This window comes from Nocardiopsis moroccensis (assembly GCF_055763695.1).
Genome location: NZ_CP199747.1, coordinates 2,142,288 through 2,158,505, shown reverse-complemented (window position 1 = coordinate 2,158,505; position 16,218 = coordinate 2,142,288). Strand labels below are relative to the sequence as shown.

Below are 16,218 nucleotides of genomic sequence, written 5' to 3'. Positions count from 1 at the left end.
GGCAGTCGGGAAATCACAAGATCATTATCGGGAAAGTCCTTGATCATTCCGCGGTCGGGAAGGAGGGGGTGCGGATCGTCGTTTCTGGATGTTTTCGCTGCTCGGGGTGTGCGATGCGGTGGATCCAGGGCGTCCGCGAGGCACCCGATGGCGTGTCCTACGCGGCTGCTCCTGGGGTGCCGACCCCCAAACTTCGACCCCGCCCGGGGACAGGCGTTCGAAACTTTTCGGGTGACCGTTTTCGGCCATCCTTACGGCGGCTGTGGACTCGTGGTTGGTGGGGAAAGGGCCTACAAGGCAGCCTGCGGGGGAGCGAGGTCCGGTCTGCGCTGAGGGACGGCGGTCCGGTCGGCTCTACCAGGTGATTCCTAAGACAACGCCTTGGTCGAGGTGTTCACATCGCTGTTCGAGGCCGAACTCTTGGACCGAAGGAGGTGGCGGATCCGGTTGGATTTGGCCAACGCGGTCTTCGAGTACCTGGAGATCTTCCACAATCGGCAGCGCCGGCGCTCGGTTGGCTGACACCCCTGGAGTTCGAGAAGGGGCAACCGAGCACCGTGGTCTGAGTTTGCTCTTTAACCTTTGCCCTGGTGGTGGGCCTCCAGGGTTGACGCGCGTTTGACGGTTTTGCCGACGTCGTAGCGGAACGCCGGGCGGTGGTTCTTCACCCCGGGCGGGCGTCCAGGACCGGGCCGGGAAGGTTTCGGTGCACTGGCCGGACAGGCCGCCTTCGCTCGGAAGTGGCGAAACCCCCGACGCACCCGGCAGGGGTGAGTCGGCCCGGTTCGGCGGGCCGCTCCCAGGGACGACGCAGATCCTCGGCCAGCCGACGGGCCAGACACAACTGGGCACGCGCAGCGATGACCAGCCAGGTCCACCGGTCGGCCGCCTCGTAGGAGCGGACCCTCGGGCAGGCCTACCCCGGGGTCTGCTTGAACAGGCGGAAGGTGTGCTCCAGATCGAACCGGCGCAGGAACGCCGGCCAGAGCACGTCGACCAGCTTGCCGCTTGCGCCGGTGACTGAGGACCACAGCCACACCGGTTTGGGGCCCGGTCGCCGGGCAGATACTCGACTTCCAGGCGCACCAGGGTCCCCTTGACGACGGGGAGCTCACCGTCGTGGTCCAGCCAGGGGCCGCGGTGGGTGAGCCGGGGGTGCAGCCGGTCCCAGGGGCATAGCCGTGGCGGTGCCGTAGCGGGTGGTGTCGGTGGTGGTGTCCTGGTCGGGAGCGTGCCAGCTGTCCGGCTCGGCTAGGGTGAACACCCCGCCGTACTTGCGCGGGCGTCCGATGGTGCCCGGCGGTCGGGGCAGCGTGGGCCGCAGCATGACGCGGTCGCAGCGGATCCGGCCCACCAGTTCCACGGGCAGGTCGGCCAGGACGAAGGCCAGGCGGGTGACGTCGTATTCGGCGTTCATGACGATCCAGATGTCCGGATCACCTTGGTGCCAGTGCCCGGCGGCGATGCTACGGACCACGACCTCGTGCAGCTGGGAGCCGGTGAGGGTGGTGGCGTCGCCGGTCGGGCCCAAACGCACGGCGTCCAGGACCTGGGTCCAGGAGGTGGCGGGCCTTGACCCTGGATCCTGGGGGCTCCGTAGGTGCCGCGGGAGCGTTTGTGGTGGTGGCTGATCCTCTCGGTCAGTTCGGCGTTGGCGCGCTCTCGCGAGGGGGGCCTTGCTGTGCGCGGTGGTGGTGTTTGTAGTAGCCCTGCCGCGACACACCGAGCAGCTGGGACAGGCGGGAGACGGGGTGGTGTGCCTTTTCTTCGTCGATCAGCTGGTAGATCACCTGCTGGTCTCCTCAGGCGAAGAAAGCCGTGGCCTTGCGTAGGATTTCGCGTTCCTCGCGCAGTTGGGCGTTCTCACGGCGCAGGCGGGCCAGAGCGATGATCTGCTCGCGCTACTCCGGTGGGTACGCGGGTCGGGTCTTGGGCACTGCAATCTCCTCGTTTGGTGAAAAAACACCCGAAAGCGGGCATCTGTCCACCGAACCGAAGCAACATCAGACAGTCTCGGCGGTATCGTCTTTCCCCACGCCAGGCTGGCCATCAGGGTTCACCGCCGTCGTCAGTAAAGGGGCAAGAAGCAGACCCGCGAAACCGTCTACGCCCTCACCAGCCTGGATGCCCACCAGACCACACCGGACGAGTTGGCCGCTTACCTGCGGGGGCACTGAGGTGATCCCAGCGACTTTGAAGTGGGATGAAAACGGCAACCCGGACCCTGGAGGAGGAATGGCCGTTCAGCAGACATAGACGTGGAGCCCCAGGTAGAAGGCGAGGTGTCGAATCTTGCCGGGCTACCGTGAAAGGCTCCACGTGGTCACCTATCGTGCCATCCTCGACGTCCCCAGGGAAGCCGTTCTCTTCCTGGCCCGCCTCCTGGCCGTCGAACGCACACTGCGCGGCACCCGCAAGGGGACCCGTGCCCTGCCTGCTACCACCAGGCGATCATGGTCCTGCGCCACTTCCGTGAGGGGACCGACCCCGCCACTTTGGCCCGCGACCACGGTATCGGCCGATCCACCGGCTACCGCTACATCGACGAAGCCACCGACGTTCTTGCCGACCAGGCCCCGGACCTGCACCACACCCTCCAGCAGGCTCACGAGGCGGGCGTGCCCCACCTGGCACTCGACAGGAAAGTGATCCCGACCGACCGCTGCCTGGCCAAGACCACCAGCGTCAAAGGAAAGAGCATCGACCTGTGGTACTCGGGAAAGGCCCGACACCACGGAGGCAACGTCCAAGGCATCATGGAACCGGAGGGGTTCCCCCTCTTCATCAGCGATGTCGAGCCCGGATCAGTGAACGGTCTGCCCGCGGCCCGCTCCCACGTGCTCGGCGCGCTCTACGCCTTCGCGGCCAAAGGTCTGCCCACGTTGGCTGATCTGGGGTACGAGGGTGCCGGAGTCGGCGTCCTCACCCCCATCGAGCAGCCGAGTCAGGGGCCACCACTGGCTTTGGACGACCGCACCCTCAACAAGCTCCAACGGGGTTCGCGCTGTCTGGGCGAGCGTGGGTTCGCACTGCTCACCCAGCGGTGGCGGCTGCTCCAGCACATCACTGCCAGCCCCAGCAAGATCGGGGATATCGCCAAAGCCGCCCTTGTTCTCACGCACTTCGAACACGGGCGCCTGACATGAAACTCGCTGGGATCACCTCACTGGTGTTGAGGGCCAAATTCTTCGTCGTTCTCGACCAGGCATCCGGAGGGGTCCAATTTTCGTCTAGCCCGTGTTCTTTGAGTATCGTCTACGACTGTCTGGGGCAAGAGGTCGCCGTCTTCGCTCCATTCGTGTTTTCCGCTGAGGGCGGGTTGGTTTATTGCCATGTGGAAAAATTGGATCAAGCTGCCGTCTTCGGTTACTGTGTACCGGTCCCCGGGCGACGCCTCGAATGAAATTCTTAAATTCGGTGAATCCTGGGTCCTCCTCCACTGAGTGCCCAGTGAAACCTCTGCCCCCGTTCCTTGTTCGAAACTCATCGATGTAGTCGAGTTCGTCGGCATTGATCTTTTTCAATGTCAGGGTGTACATCCTGTTGCTTGCCGTCCGAGAGTGGAGCATGTACTGCCGTAATCGGTGTTCAGGCGTACCCGCCAAGCACGGACTCGGTCCTGTCACTACCGCAGGCAAGCATCCCGGGGATCATAAAAAACGGACCTGGAACCGGAACACTAATCATCAAGCGCGTCAAGAGCATCATGCTCCATGGGCGCCTTCGGTTCGCTCGCCATGTGCTGGACCATCAGCCCCCGTGATATGCCTACACCGTCCACATCGATAGTCTTGGTGGAAGACAAAGAAAAACCACCACCACGCTCATACATGAGGACTAGGGGTTCAAACATTTCTGGCAGCTTCGGAAGCACAATCCCTGAGGCCTCCACGGCTCGCATATGCAAAGACCACAAGCATGTGTCCCGCACCAGTGGGCCATTCTCAAAAACATTGGGATTCGCAGCTACGGCATCGATCGCATCTTGGCTTGCACGAATCTCTGGAGCGATCAAAGCAGCAGCATCAAAGAAAGGCCAACCCGTCGTGTTCAGTTCCCGAGCCCACAAGGCTGACCGTCGCAGATACTCGCGCATGAGGGCCACACGAGACTTAGTGCGATCCACACGGGGATCCCAGTCAATCGCAAGAATCCTTTCCGCGAGATCTTTCACTTCTTCACTCATGCGATTCCCTTGCCTTTCAAAACAATGTCAACAATACTATCCAGGTTGGACAGGTTGTCGGCAATCTCAAACGTTGGTTTGGGCAGTCCCCACTTTGGCCACAAAGCGAAGCTGTTCCGACTACCCTCCAGAGGGGCAAGGTCGTGAGCTCCTTGGCGCTCCGGAGTCGGGGTGTAGGTGCCTTCTTCATCCCATAGGTCAGCGCTGTGGTCACGGTAAGGCATGCCCGCTTCCATGAGGCGGCTCTCCACGTACTCATGCATCATGAGACGTCGAAAATGGGCAGCCTCAGCCGCATACTTGGGTTCGTTGATACGGCCACTCTCTGCCAACTGCCAAAATTGACCGATATGATCCATCGGCGCAAATCGACCAGAACGCTGAGCACCTTCTGGAGGAACCGAAACCCCCGCGTGTTCACGGAAAAACAAGTGCTCTTTAACCTGGTTTAGAATGTCAATATCAAATCCCGTGTTGTCAGAAATATTGCGGGTGCCATATTCGAACTCACGGATCTCATCATACCTCCTCAGTGCATCCGCGCTCTCCGGGACATCGACATAAGGATGACCGTTGTAGAAGTAGGTGCCCGTCTCGTCGCGATGGCCGATATCAACCTTGTGCCCATTCTGATCAATAAAACCTTCCCCAGGGTCAAGGTTGGATTGATCGTTAGGGCTGGTTGAGCCACCTGCCCGATCCACGAACACCCTGTCTTCCGGCGCCGAATCCTGGCCGCCACTCAAAGAGGAATCAGCGTCGTTGTCATTCAGGAAATCCGGACGTTCAAGATTGGAATGCTGGCCAGCCAGTACCCCATTGTTGTTCGGCAGGGAAGTGTCTTCATTTCCGATTCGATTATTTTGGCTGAATTCCGAGTTTCTTTCTTGGTGCGTGGAATGTGCTTGGTTCGTGTCGTTCTTCTGAGGACTGAAACCAGTGGTTTCCTGATTGATGAGCGCAGGTGCACCATGCTTAGGGTTGGCGCTGCGGTCGCCGGTCTGCTGCTCAGGGGGCTCGTTGCCTGAACGGGTGTCCGAGCCGGGGGCGTCGATCTTGGTGGCGTTGGCCTGGGTTGGGGTACCGGTGGGGGTCTTCTTGGGCTCGGCGAAGGTGTCATCATCGCCTCGGCCACCCGCATAGGCGGGTTCTTCCTCGGAGCCGTTCTTCTTGGGGTTGGGCTCGACGGAATCCTTGGGGTCACCAGTCCAAGTGGGGGCTTTCTTGGCGTCGGACTTCTTGGAGCCGTCGCCTGAGTCGGCCTCACGGTTGCTTGACTCGGGTGAGACGGCTTTGTCCGCCTGGTTCAGCTCTGTGGCAGTCGGATCGGCGGACTGGCGCGGCTGGGAGGGGCGGCCAGCTACAGAGGGCTCACCGCTGCTCGAACTTCCACCGCCACTGCTGGTGCTGGCGTTCAGCCGGTCCAGGGACGCCGTCACATCGGCCATCTGGGCCGGGGTGAAGTTGCTGGCGTCCACGTTGACCACCGGGGCACCGTTACCGCCAAAGGTGGGCACCTCCGGGAGCTGCGGCAGGTCCACATCCGGACCGCGGCCGGAACTGCCCATGCCGTCCAGGATGGCCGCGCCGCGCCAGAGCATCAACGGCACACCCACCACCGCGCCCACACCCGTGGCGGTCAGCACCGCACCACCCACGGTCGCCCCGATGTTGAGCAACGCGGTACCGATCACATAACCAGGGCGCTCCCCCCACTCCTCCCAGGGCACCACCGAGTGCGCCAGGTCCTTCCAGGCCTCACCCGCCGAGCCCAACCCCGACCAGCCCAGGGAGTCACTCTCGGCGTCATACATCCCCACCAACGAGGCCGCCGAGGTCAGGTTGTCCCAGTGGTACTCCTTGAGCGAATCCCCCCAGGACTGGTTGAACCACCCCTGTGAGGAATGCGCACCCACCATCGCGCCCACATCCTCGGCCGCGCCCACACCGAAGTCCCACACCGCATCACCCACGTCGCGGACCCACCCGTGGTCGGTCTCTGCGGCGGCCTCACCCCAGGAGGTGGGGATCTCCTCCAGATCGACGCCCACCCCGTGCACGAACTGGTTCGCCTGGGGCATCGCACCGCCCAGGTCGTCCTCGCTGACGAAGTCGGTGCGCCCGGCGATACCGATGTTGATCTTGTCGGCGCAGGCGACCTCGGCTTCCTTGAAGTCCTCCACCAGGTTCGCGGCCCGCAGCAGCAGCTCTTTGTTCCTGGCGACGTTGGAGCTGTCCCCCAAGCCGAGAGGGCCATCGCCCTTGTCCCAGTCCTCGCCCTCGTCGGCGATCTCGATCCGGAAGGCGTTGACGTCGTTCTTGAGGGTGCGCCAGTCCGCCTGGATCTCGCGGACGGTCTCGGCGAAGGTCTCCAGGGCGCTGGCCACACGTTCGGTGGCCAGCTCGATCACGGCTCCGTTGGAGGTCACCGGGGCCAGGGCCGAGTACAGGTCCTCGGCCTCGGGGGCGCTGTAGCACTCGCTCAGCCCGCCCCAGGCCGAGACGATGTCATCGCCGGTCTGGGACATGTTCACGCCGCCGGTGCGCAGCTTTCTGGCGTGTGATTCCAGTATGTGGGTAAGGGTTTCGGGAACCGGGAACAGGCTGGGGTCGATCTTGCCCGCGCAGTCGATCGGCTCGATCTCTTCGGTGGGCACGGCACACCACTCCAAAAGGGGGAAAGGCAAGAGGGGAAGGGGAGGCTGCGGGGTCAGTCCGCAGGAGCCCAGGGGGTCAGGGGAAGCAAGAGGCCAATGGTGGATCCGGGGCAGAGCGACACCACCGCCCGGCGGGGGCCGGTCAGGCCCCAAGAGGTCAGACGAGGCGGCCCGCGCCAGGTCCGCCCACCGGTCCGGAGGGGGCCGTGGGGTCGGGGACCTCCCCCGCGGTGCTCTGCGCCTCGGCGGCCATCTCCAGATCGCCGTTGACGTAGGCGTTGGTGGCATCACTGGCACCCTCGATGCCACTGGCCGTCTTGGCGACCATCTCGCCCATCACCCCGAAGTAGTGCCCGCAGAACTCACCCAACGCGATACTGACCGGTGTGCTGTGCGCGGCCGACTCACTGCCGGTGATGGCCTCCTGGATGGCGTCCATGTGCCCGAGCAGGCCCTCGCCCCCGCCCTCCTCGCCGATGTAGCCGGCGACCTGGGTCAGCACCGTGCCCACCTGGCCCGGGTCCACACTCCAGCTACCCAACGCCGCCTCCCCGGGGTCGGGGGCCGAAGGCCTCGGGACGGAAGAGCCCGCTCTCCTGCTCGGGGGGTGAGTCCCACTTCTTCTGCGGGATGAACTGGAACTTCACGGGCCTGCCTCTCCGTTCTGATCCGCACCACGAGATGGCTTTGTGTTCTATGAGTCGCGCCGTGCGTAGCCGCAGTTCTGATTCTGGCGGGTTTTGTCCCGATGCGTCAGTGACTATTCAGCGGCCCGGAAGGTGGCCGAGAGAGGGGTTCGGGCGTCGGGGGAGGTCACACGCACACCAAAGGCGTGCTGCACCTCGGAGAAGACGGGCTGGCCGAAATCGGCCATGTGATGCGCTTCACGCGGTTCGGCTGGCGCGGTTCCGAACTCACCCTGGAGGAGCGGTCGTAGGGGTTCAGGCTGCACGAAGCCAGCACAACCTGAACTCTGAACTCCTGATAGCCAGAAGGGGGGACTGTCAGCACCCTGTCCACGCAACCAATGGGCATCGCCGAGCGGTTGAAACCCGGTACTCGCCAGGTCCGGTGCGTAGCCCTCGCCCACCACCTGGCCACGGTTGTGCTGTAGCCATCCGCCACCGCACCCCCGACAGGGCCGCCCCGGAACATCCGCCCCGGCGCGTCCTCTACTCGTATACCGAGGCGGGGGAGAGCGGGGCTCCCGACAAGGAGTCCGGCACGGAAACGCTGTGTTCGTGGCATGGAGGTGTGCCGGCATCACGGTGACGGGTGGGTCTGGGGCCCGTGCCTTTATTGATCCCCCGATTCCTGCGGACCACCTGGTCGTGCACGCGGCGTGGCCGACAGGGGTGACGGGTAGGACCGGGGGAGTTGTGTTCGTGCCATGGCTGTTGTGCCCGGAGGTGTGAGGGGAGGCCGGGATGCGTGTGGACGTGGGGTCGTGGCTCGCCCTGGTGAGCCGGAGCGGTTCCTTCGACGCCCGTGCGACGCTCGTGCGCGCCGGGTCCGAGGTGCACGGTGGGGGAGAGGGGCTCAGGTCCGAGCACCGGTTGGGCGTGGCCGACCCACTGCACTGGGAGTACACGGTTTCCACGGGGGGCCGACAGGCCCGCTGGTCCTGTGACGGGGACGAACTGTTGCACGTCACCGACGAGAGGACGTTCCGCAGTCCGGTTCCCGGCGGGGTCGATCCCGACGAGCCCTGGTACTTCTCCTCGTGGCCGGCGGTCGTGGACACGTGGTTGGTGGAGATGGTGCGTCCGGTGGATCTCCTCGCCAGGGTCCTGGTCGATTCCGTCGAGGAGGAGGGCGAGGGCGAACGCGGGTTCGTGCGCGTTGCGGCCCGGCCCCTGGGCAACGAACCCTCCCCGTACAGCGGTTTCTCGGTGCCCGACGGGCGGTCGTTGAGCCTGCGGCTCGACGTCGGTCTCGGATGCCTGACCGAGGTGGCGGTGACGTCCTCCGATGGCGGGCGCTCGATCCACACGCTCGCTCTGACCAGCCGGGCGGCATAGCGCGGCGCCGGGCAGGACCCCGCTTCTCCTGGAAGGGAGCGAGGGGCCGAGTTGTGAGGCGCTGCCCGTGCAGGGTGAACCGGTGCGTGCCTGCGGGCGCTGTCGGCCTTTCTGCCGCCACAGCGGCGCCCCCGGCGGAGCAGCGCGGAACGTCTGTCCCGGCGCTGTCTCTCGCCGCCGTGCGGGTTCGGCGGCATTCGGTGGCGCTCGGAAAATAATTTGATGCACATCCGGAATCCCGGAGGTGCATAGATCACTATGATTTTACCGCATTGTCTCTTATGTCGGTGCGATAAATTCGCTGGATCCTATTGATTTGCTGCGCTCCTGTGGGCATGGTGGAAGGGTGATCCACCACCCAATTATCTTGGGGGATCATGAAATCCTCTGCTGCTGCCGTTCTGGAATTTCTGTCCCCGGGTGTTGGGTCAGTGGTATCTCCGGTGGCAGGGGTAAGCGGTGTCGACGGTTTCCGTGGTTCGTTCGACCCAGGCCCCTGTAGATCCAGCCCCGCCTTTCCCTGGGCCTGAGTCGCAACGGGTTCAGGAGAACTGGGCGAACTCTTTAATTCACCGACGGCGGGCACCTTTCTCAGGAGGGTGACGGCCCCCGGGGTCGGATGCGGAGAAGGTCAGGGGCGGCAAAAGATCCGGACCCTGCCGAAATAATTCGAGTCGGTACGGATATGCCATCGGACGGAATCAGGGCTGTCATGGGCGGCCGCCTCTCGAGAAAATCATGAGGAGAATCCATGTCCTTCAAGAACATCTTCGACAACGGCGAGAACGAAGCCGGATCCGCGGAGGAGTCGGCCCGAGCCGTGTACGACAGGATCCCGGGAGCGCGGCCCGAACGGGAAGGGATCGACCCGGAGCTCGCCGAGGGGATCCCCGAGGTCGAGCGCGACCCCAAGATCGTACGTGAGACGTCGCCTGAAGCGCTCAACGTCATGAACAGCTTCATCTCCCCCATGTTCAGGAACACCCGGACCGCCGCCGCCGAGCAACGGGAGGCCGGCGAGGACCCCGCATCGACCACCGCGATGGCGTCCTCGGCCAAGGACGAGGCATTCAAGGAGGTGGAGGTGGAGATCAGCGACGAGGACCGCCCCGAGATCAGCGATGAGGAGCGGGCGAACCTGAAGAAGGACAACCAGAAGTCAACCAGGAACGTCAGGAGGACCGAAAAAGGGTTCACCGAGGGGTGAGGGAAGTCCAACAGCCTGCTCCTCGGCCCGGGAAACTGTTCACAGGAGCCGTTTTTCCGGCCTGGGTCCAGGCCTGAGAAAACGGGCCCGACCGCTGCACTGGCGATGCCGCTTCCGGTCGCGCCGGAACGGAAGTATTCCAAAGAACCGGAAGATTATCGATTTCTGCTCTGCAAGGAGGTCGATGTTTCATGGGCGAGGCCATCAAGAACAACGTGAGCACTGCTTATCTCGGCGAACGGTTCATGCGACACCCGCTGACCGGGAGGAACCTGAAGGAGCTTGAAATCGCCGAAAAGGCGTCGGGGATCCTGGAGCGGAACAGGGAAAAGCTGAAGGCGAAGGCTGAGATGAAGGCGCCCGACGGGTCGGACCGATTCGTGTATCCCACCGGGTTCTCTCTGAACAAGGGGCGGTTCGAAGATTACCCCAAGGGAGAGGACACGGCACACCAGCTCGGGTGGCGGGCCTACATGACGGTGGGCGTGCCGCTCGTCGAAGAACGAAACGACATCGTGCAGCCGCCGCCCGACGTGGTCTCCAAGCAGACGTACGTCAACCGGACGGACCCCAAACCCACCACCTGGTCGCAACACCGTGGAGTTCTCGGTCGCGAACACCATCAGCTGGTCGCTCCAGGGACAGGTGCAGCTCACCTTCGGGGCCAAGGCCATCGCGTCGCTGCAGCAGCAACTGCAGAAGAGCATGGCGCTGAACAACTCACAGAAGACCACCCTGAAGAACAGCAAGGACAACCAGGGTGTCGACATGGAGTCCCAGTCGCAGTCGACCAGCACGACCACGGCCACGAGCAGCGCGACGGGGACCGGGGAGCTGTCGGCACAGCTGATGTTGGGGATCACCGGCTCTGTCAGCGGTTCGCTGACCACCTCGTTCAAGACCTCGTCCACGCTGAGCGGGGAGGTCGGCAGCCGGGTCGACGTCCTGGCCACGCAGCGGCGCCAGGTGAGGAGGTTCGACTACGAATACCCGGTCTCCTTCGGCGGGGGAGTCGCTCTGTACTACCCCGAGCCGGTAGAGGTGAAGAGGACCCGACCGGACGGACCACCGCCGAAGGAACCGGAGTACTCGCAGGTGATCCCGTGGGAACTCGGCGAGTCCGGTGCTGGGGGCAAGACCTTCGACCTGAACGACGAGGGCAGGCCGTTCATACAGAAGGGCGAAGCCGAGCTGGTCTCCACGTTCGCCGGCGTGCACGAGGTCTTCGAACTCGAGAAACTCCACTTCGAGCTGAAGGACCACCCTCTGCACAAAGACGGTGGTGAAGAGCGCAGGAGCCCGAAGGAGGCCCCCGTCGAGGTGCGCACCGGCCTCGGGACGGCGGACGGCCTGGTGTTGGACCCGGTGGCGCAGAAGGCCTACGTCACCGACCGGTACAACGGTGGAAAGCTCTACAAGGTGGACCTTGCCAGCGGCGGAACCGACTGGGTTCTGGAGAAACTCGGCGAAGTCAACGACGTGGCGCTGGACCTGCCCGGGAACAAGGCCTACGTGGCCGACTACGGCGGCCAGCGCGTGTTCACGGTGGACCTGTCCGACCACACCGCCCCTCCGGTCACGGTCGCCGAGGGCATCCGCGTGTACGGCCTCGCGCTCGAGCTGCCGGGTAGCAGGCTCTTCGCCTCCGACTACGTACGGGGCGAGCTGGTCGAGTTCGATCTGAGCAGCGGAACCGCAGAACGGCAGCGCACCTGGGACGTGCCGAATGCCGCCGGGGTGGCATTGAACGGGGGAAAGGCGTACGTGGGCCAGTATGACCGCGGCGGGCTGTACGAGATCGACCTGGGTGCGGAGGGAGGTGCTCCGCGCGAAGTGGCCACCAACCTCGGACGAAGTGTCCGCGTGGCGCTGCACGACGGAGCCGTCGCCTACGTCTCCGACTCGACCGGCAGGCTGCATGAGGTCGTCGTGGCCGAGGTTGACGCCAAGGGTCTTCGTCGTGTCGTGGCTGACGGTCTCGGCCCGGTCTGCGGTCTCGGGCTGGACGGCGACAACGGACGGATCTACGTCAGTAACCGGCAGGGCAAACTGTTGCGGATCACCGGTGTGCTGCCCGACCGCTCGACCGAGTCCTAGAGTCTGTGCCCGCCCCCGGTGTGAGGTGGAGCCGACGCGCGGCATGGTCTTCGGCCAGCTCCAGGCCCTGCCGATTCGTCCCGGGCTCTCCCTGTTCCGGGTCGTGCGCGCCCCGGAACGGCCTCACTGAAGTCCTCGGTGCTCCGAATGGTCAGCCTGAACCCGGCATCGACGCAGTAGGTCGGTTCGCGGCTGTCCGGTACCGGTGGAACCCCGGGTTCGATCATCGCCGACAACTTCGGCCTCGGCCGTCGGGTTGCGACGATCGGCGGTTCGGACGCGGGTTCGAGACCAGCGGTTGCGGTGGCTGGAAGCGCGTCTGAGCTCCGAACGGCAGTGTCGGCCCATCGAGGCGGCACCCTCGTCCACCCCCGTGTGGCAGGCGCCCGGAAGGGGAGGGCCGCCGCGGATCCTCCGGGTGTGACGCACCGAGCGCCTCCGAAACCTCCCCGGCCGGAGGGCGGTGGCGGAACCGGTTCGTCTGTCGGACACGGCTGAGAACATGTGGGGAGTTCGACATCCCGCTGCCGCAGTGCTCCCACGTCTCGCCCCCGAGTAACAGGAGGCCCGGTGCAGTCACGCACCCTCAGCCCGACGGACATCTTCAGCCACCACACCAGGTACGTGGTCCCCCTCTTCCAACGTCCCTACGTCTGGAGCCGGGACGAACAGTGGGAACCGCTCTGGGAGGACATGCGCGTGGTCGCCGAGCGCCTCCTGGACCCCGGGAACGGAGGCTTCCCGCCCTCACCGCACTTCCTCGGGGCCGTGGTCCTGGACCAGCAGAGCACCCCTTCCGGCTACATCGCCGTGCGTAGGGTCATCGACGGGCAACAGCGCCTCACCACCCTGCAACTACTCCTGGACGCGGTACGCCGGGTCGTCCAGCGGTACGGGGAGGCCATGGACGAACAGGCACTGAAAATCCTTGTGCGCAACGAGTCGCAGATCGCGCGCCATCCCTCCGAGGTGTTCAAGGTATGGCCGACCGACCGTGACCGGGCCGGTTTCCAGGCGGTGATGGGTGAGGAAGTCGACCGCGGCCAGACGAATTCGACACTGGTGCAGGCGCACGGCTTCTTCGTCGAGGTGATCACCGAGTGGGCTCTGGGCGGTGCGCAGGACCATCCTCTCGACACCCCGGCCAAACGCCTGGGAGCCCTGGTGCACACGGTCCGGGACCACCTGCGCCTGGTCGTGATCGACCTGGAGCCGGGTGACAACGCCCAGGTGATCTTCGAGACCCTCAACCACCGGGGCAGTCCGCTCCTGGCAGCCGACCTGATCAAGAACCTGCTGTTCCAGGTCGCCGAGGGGCAGGGGGTCGACATCGATCGCCTGTACCACGAGTGCTGGGGGCCGATGGACTACGACTACTGGCGGCAGAAGGTCAGCCAGGGCAGGCGTCTGAGGCCCCGGATCGACATGTTCTTCCAGGCCTGGCTCACCATGAGACTCCGCCGGGAGATCGCCCAGGACCGCATCTTCCTCGAGTTCCGGGACCTGTTGCGACGCGAGGAGACCGGGGTCGCCGAGCTGATGGCGGAGATCGCCGCCGACGCACGCGTCTACCAGGGCATGACGGAGATGCCGTCGCATACCGTCGAGGGCACCTTCCACTACCGGGTGGTCAGGGCGCTGGACACCGCGGTCGTGGCGCCCCTGCAGTTGTGGCTGATGCGCTGGAACGAAGCCCGTATGCCCGAGGAGCAGAGGCACGTCGCGCTGCGTGCCCTGGAGAGCTGGATCGTGCGCCGCTCCCTGTGCCGGGCGACCGTCAAGGACATCAACCGGTTGGTGGTCGAACTGCTCAGGGCGGTCCACGAGTCAGGTCCCCAGCAGGCCGGCGAAGCGGTGCGCCGACACCTGGAGGACCAACGCGCGGACTCCCGCTTCTGGATCGACGACGAACAACTGCGCACGCTGCTCAGCACGGCTCCCCTCTACAAGAGCCTGACCCGTCCCAGGCTGCGAATGCTCCTGGAAGCCCTCGAGGACTCACTGCGGGGGCCCATGGGGGAGGGGCAGCAGTGCCCCCGTCAGCTCACCGTGGAACACGTGATGCCCCAGGGGTGGGGTGAGCATTGGGGTGAGGGAGTGGCCGGCGATCCCGAGGCCGAACAGCTCCGAGAGGACCGCATCCACGTTCTGGGCAATCTGACGTTGGTCAACGGCAAGCTCAACCCCGCGATGTCCAACCGCCCCTGGACGGACGAGACCGCCGCCGCGCGAGGTCTGCCCGGGAAGGGTAAGAGGGCGCTGCTGCTGGAGCACAGCACCCTCAAACTCAACGCTCACCTGGCGGTGGGCCATGAGAAGGAATGGACCGAGACCGACATCGACCAGCGCACCGAGACCCTGGTCGACCACATCGTGCGGATCTGGCCCCGATCAGGGTCGGCATCGCGCTCGGTGGTGACCACGGCCCACATCGCAGCGGGGGAGACCGAAGAGGACGACGTTCAGAACGGGTTCTCGCACAGCGTCCACCAGGGCAAGTACCGGCCCCTGTGGCGTTGGCTGCGCGACCAGGCCCAGGACCGGGTGCTGATGGCCTTCGCGGAGGTGGTCGAGGTTACCGGGATCCCGTTGCCCGAGTCCGCCTACAACCACCCCGCCCACTGGTACGGCTACCAGGGGAGCGCGCTGGCACGGGCCATTCGTGACGCCGGATGGCGGGCCACCGAGGTGGATCTGCTGGCCGAGACCGTCTGCTTCGTACGCGAGACCTCCGAAGTCTGACTCGCACCGTACCCGGGGCGGGCCTGCAACCCGCCCCGGAGTCCGGCCCTGCTTGGGAAGTCGGCGGCCGTGCCGGTTCGAGCCGGATCCTTCGTGCTGTGAAGCACACCACGGGCGCCGAGGGTGATTGGCGGAATGGATACACCCGGGGGTATGTTGTGGCCTGTATGCGGGACGGAAGGGGAACCAGATGAAGCCTGAAATGGTGGGCGACGCCATCACACGACTCAAGCGCGCCCAGGGGCAGCTCTCCGGTGTCATCTCGATGATGGAGGAGGGGGAGGACTGCGCCGCCGTCCTCCAGCAGCTGGCCGCGGTCTCCCGCGCCCTGGACCGGGCCGGGTTCAAGATCGTCGCGAGCGGCATGCGGCACTGCAACACCGCGCGTGAGCAGGGTGAGCAGCCCGAGGTCACCGAGGAGGAGTTGGAGAAGCTGTTCCTGGCCCTGGCCTGAGTGTTCGCGGGCCCCGGCCGTGCGATCGGGCGCCCGCACACCGGCCCTGACTGGCTGCCCCCCGTTCCCTACGGAGATGTACCTGCGGCTTTTGGATACTCCCCCCTGTATGGGGGGGTGGTTCCGGCTGGTCGGTCCCCCGAACCCAAAGCTCCCGTCTGCTTTCTTGATACCCCCAGGGGTGTCAGCAAGGATTTGACCCCAACGAAGGAGAGACACATGAGTGACCGCGGCATCGACGTGTACGCCGTGCGCGACCTGCTCGAAACCGATCCCCACACCCTGCTCGTCGACGTGCGTACGCCCGCCGAGTACGAGAGCTCCCACATCCCCGGTGCGGTCAACCTGCCGTTGGGGCGCGTGGACGCCCACCTGGAGCGCATCGTCGCCGACGCGGGGGGCCGCCTCGTCCTGGTCTGCCAGTCCGGCGGCCGGGCCGGGCAGTGCCAGGACAAGATGGCCGCCGCGGGCCTGCACGACACGGTCGTGATGAACGGCGGCATGAACGCCTGGGAGGCACAGCACGCCCCCGTCGAGCGCGGCCGCAAGCGGTGGGCCCTGGAACGCCAGGTCCGGCTGGTGGCCGGAGGGCTCGTCCTGACCTCCGTGCTCGCCTCCCTGGTCTGGCCCCCGGCGGTCGCGGTCGCCGGTCTCGTCGGCGCCGGCCTGGTCTTCGCCGCCGTCACCGACACCTGCGCCATGGGCATGGCCCTGTCCCGCCTGCCCTACAACCAGCCGCGCAACGACGTCGACATCGAGGACTCCCTGGCCCGGATCAGCGCCCGCGGATGACCGCAGCGGCCTGAACGACCGGGTGCGCCTCGAGGCCGAAGGTGGCACGAGGCGTTCCCTAC

12 protein-coding genes and 1 pseudogene are annotated in these 16,218 nt (G+C 65.2%); 8 read left to right on the top strand and 5 right to left on the bottom strand.

The features are described from left to right. Window positions 1–381: 381 nt before the first annotated feature. Entirely contained in the window at window positions 382–522 is a 141-nt protein-coding gene (locus tag ACUKCB_RS09665) for a hypothetical protein (RefSeq protein ID WP_473040183.1), read from the top strand. Window positions 523–1,111: 589 nt separating this feature from the next. Here ACUKCB_RS09665 and ACUKCB_RS09660 read toward each other — a convergent pair. Then, window positions 1,112–1,537 carry a transposase gene (locus ACUKCB_RS09660; protein ID WP_473040182.1) on the bottom strand — a complete coding sequence of 142 codons (426 nt, stop codon included), beginning with the start codon at window positions 1,535–1,537 and terminating at the stop codon, window positions 1,112–1,114. Window positions 1,538–1,640: 103 nt separating this feature from the next. After that, entirely contained in the window at window positions 1,641–1,790 is a 150-nt protein-coding gene (locus tag ACUKCB_RS09655) for a hypothetical protein (protein ID WP_473040181.1), read from the bottom strand. Window positions 1,791–2,319: 529 nt separating this feature from the next. Between ACUKCB_RS09655 and ACUKCB_RS09650 the strand changes: the two are divergent. Beyond that, window positions 2,320–3,146: pseudogene (locus ACUKCB_RS09650) on the top strand (transposase family protein). Window positions 3,147–3,679: 533 nt separating this feature from the next. Here the strand turns inward: ACUKCB_RS09650 and ACUKCB_RS09645 are convergent. The 3 genes from ACUKCB_RS09645 to ACUKCB_RS09635 form a co-directional block, all read right to left on the bottom strand. Further along, on the bottom strand, window positions 3,680–4,186 hold the full coding sequence (locus ACUKCB_RS09645) for a hypothetical protein (RefSeq protein ID WP_473040180.1): 507 nt from the start codon (window positions 4,184–4,186) through the stop codon (window positions 3,680–3,682). Then, window positions 4,183–6,843 (bottom strand): hypothetical protein, encoded by a 2,661-nt coding sequence (locus ACUKCB_RS09640; protein ID WP_473040179.1) that lies wholly within the window; start codon window positions 6,841–6,843, stop codon window positions 4,183–4,185. The genes ACUKCB_RS09645 and ACUKCB_RS09640 overlap by 4 nt, the downstream gene beginning before the upstream one ends. 157 nt (window positions 6,844–7,000) lie before the next feature. Further along, complete coding sequence (locus tag ACUKCB_RS09635) at window positions 7,001–7,384, bottom strand: DUF6507 family protein (protein ID WP_473038483.1); 384 nt, start codon at window positions 7,382–7,384, stop codon at window positions 7,001–7,003. Window positions 7,385–8,270: 886 nt separating this feature from the next. On the opposite strand from ACUKCB_RS09635, the gene ACUKCB_RS09630 reads away from it, so the two are divergent. The 6 genes from ACUKCB_RS09630 (at window position 8,271) to ACUKCB_RS09605 (ending at window position 16,156) form a co-directional block, all read left to right on the top strand. Further along, the gene (locus ACUKCB_RS09630; protein ID WP_473040178.1) at window positions 8,271–8,864 is read left to right on the top strand and encodes a hypothetical protein; all 594 of its coding nucleotides are present in this window, start codon (window positions 8,271–8,273) and stop codon (window positions 8,862–8,864) included. A gap of 751 nt (window positions 8,865–9,615) precedes the next feature. Continuing rightward, on the top strand, window positions 9,616–10,071 hold the full coding sequence (locus ACUKCB_RS09625; RefSeq protein ID WP_473040177.1) for a hypothetical protein: 456 nt from the start codon (window positions 9,616–9,618) through the stop codon (window positions 10,069–10,071). A 597-nt stretch (window positions 10,072–10,668) separates the two neighbouring features. Beyond that, window positions 10,669–12,168 carry a YncE family protein gene (locus ACUKCB_RS09620; protein ID WP_473040176.1) on the top strand — a complete coding sequence of 500 codons (1,500 nt, stop codon included), beginning with the start codon at window positions 10,669–10,671 and terminating at the stop codon, window positions 12,166–12,168. A 570-nt stretch (window positions 12,169–12,738) separates the two neighbouring features. Beyond that, window positions 12,739–14,910, top strand: coding sequence for a DUF262 domain-containing protein (locus tag ACUKCB_RS09615; protein WP_473040175.1), 2,172 nt, complete (start codon window positions 12,739–12,741; stop codon window positions 14,908–14,910). Window positions 14,911–15,112: 202 nt separating this feature from the next. Next, window positions 15,113–15,364: a metal-sensitive transcriptional regulator gene (locus tag ACUKCB_RS09610; RefSeq protein ID WP_473040960.1), complete on the top strand. Its 252-nt coding sequence runs from the start codon at window positions 15,113–15,115 to the stop codon at window positions 15,362–15,364. Window positions 15,365–15,583: 219 nt separating this feature from the next. Then, window positions 15,584–16,156 carry a rhodanese-like domain-containing protein gene (locus ACUKCB_RS09605; RefSeq protein ID WP_473040174.1) on the top strand — a complete coding sequence of 191 codons (573 nt, stop codon included), beginning with the start codon at window positions 15,584–15,586 and terminating at the stop codon, window positions 16,154–16,156. The last annotated feature ends 62 nt before the right edge of the window (window positions 16,157–16,218 follow it).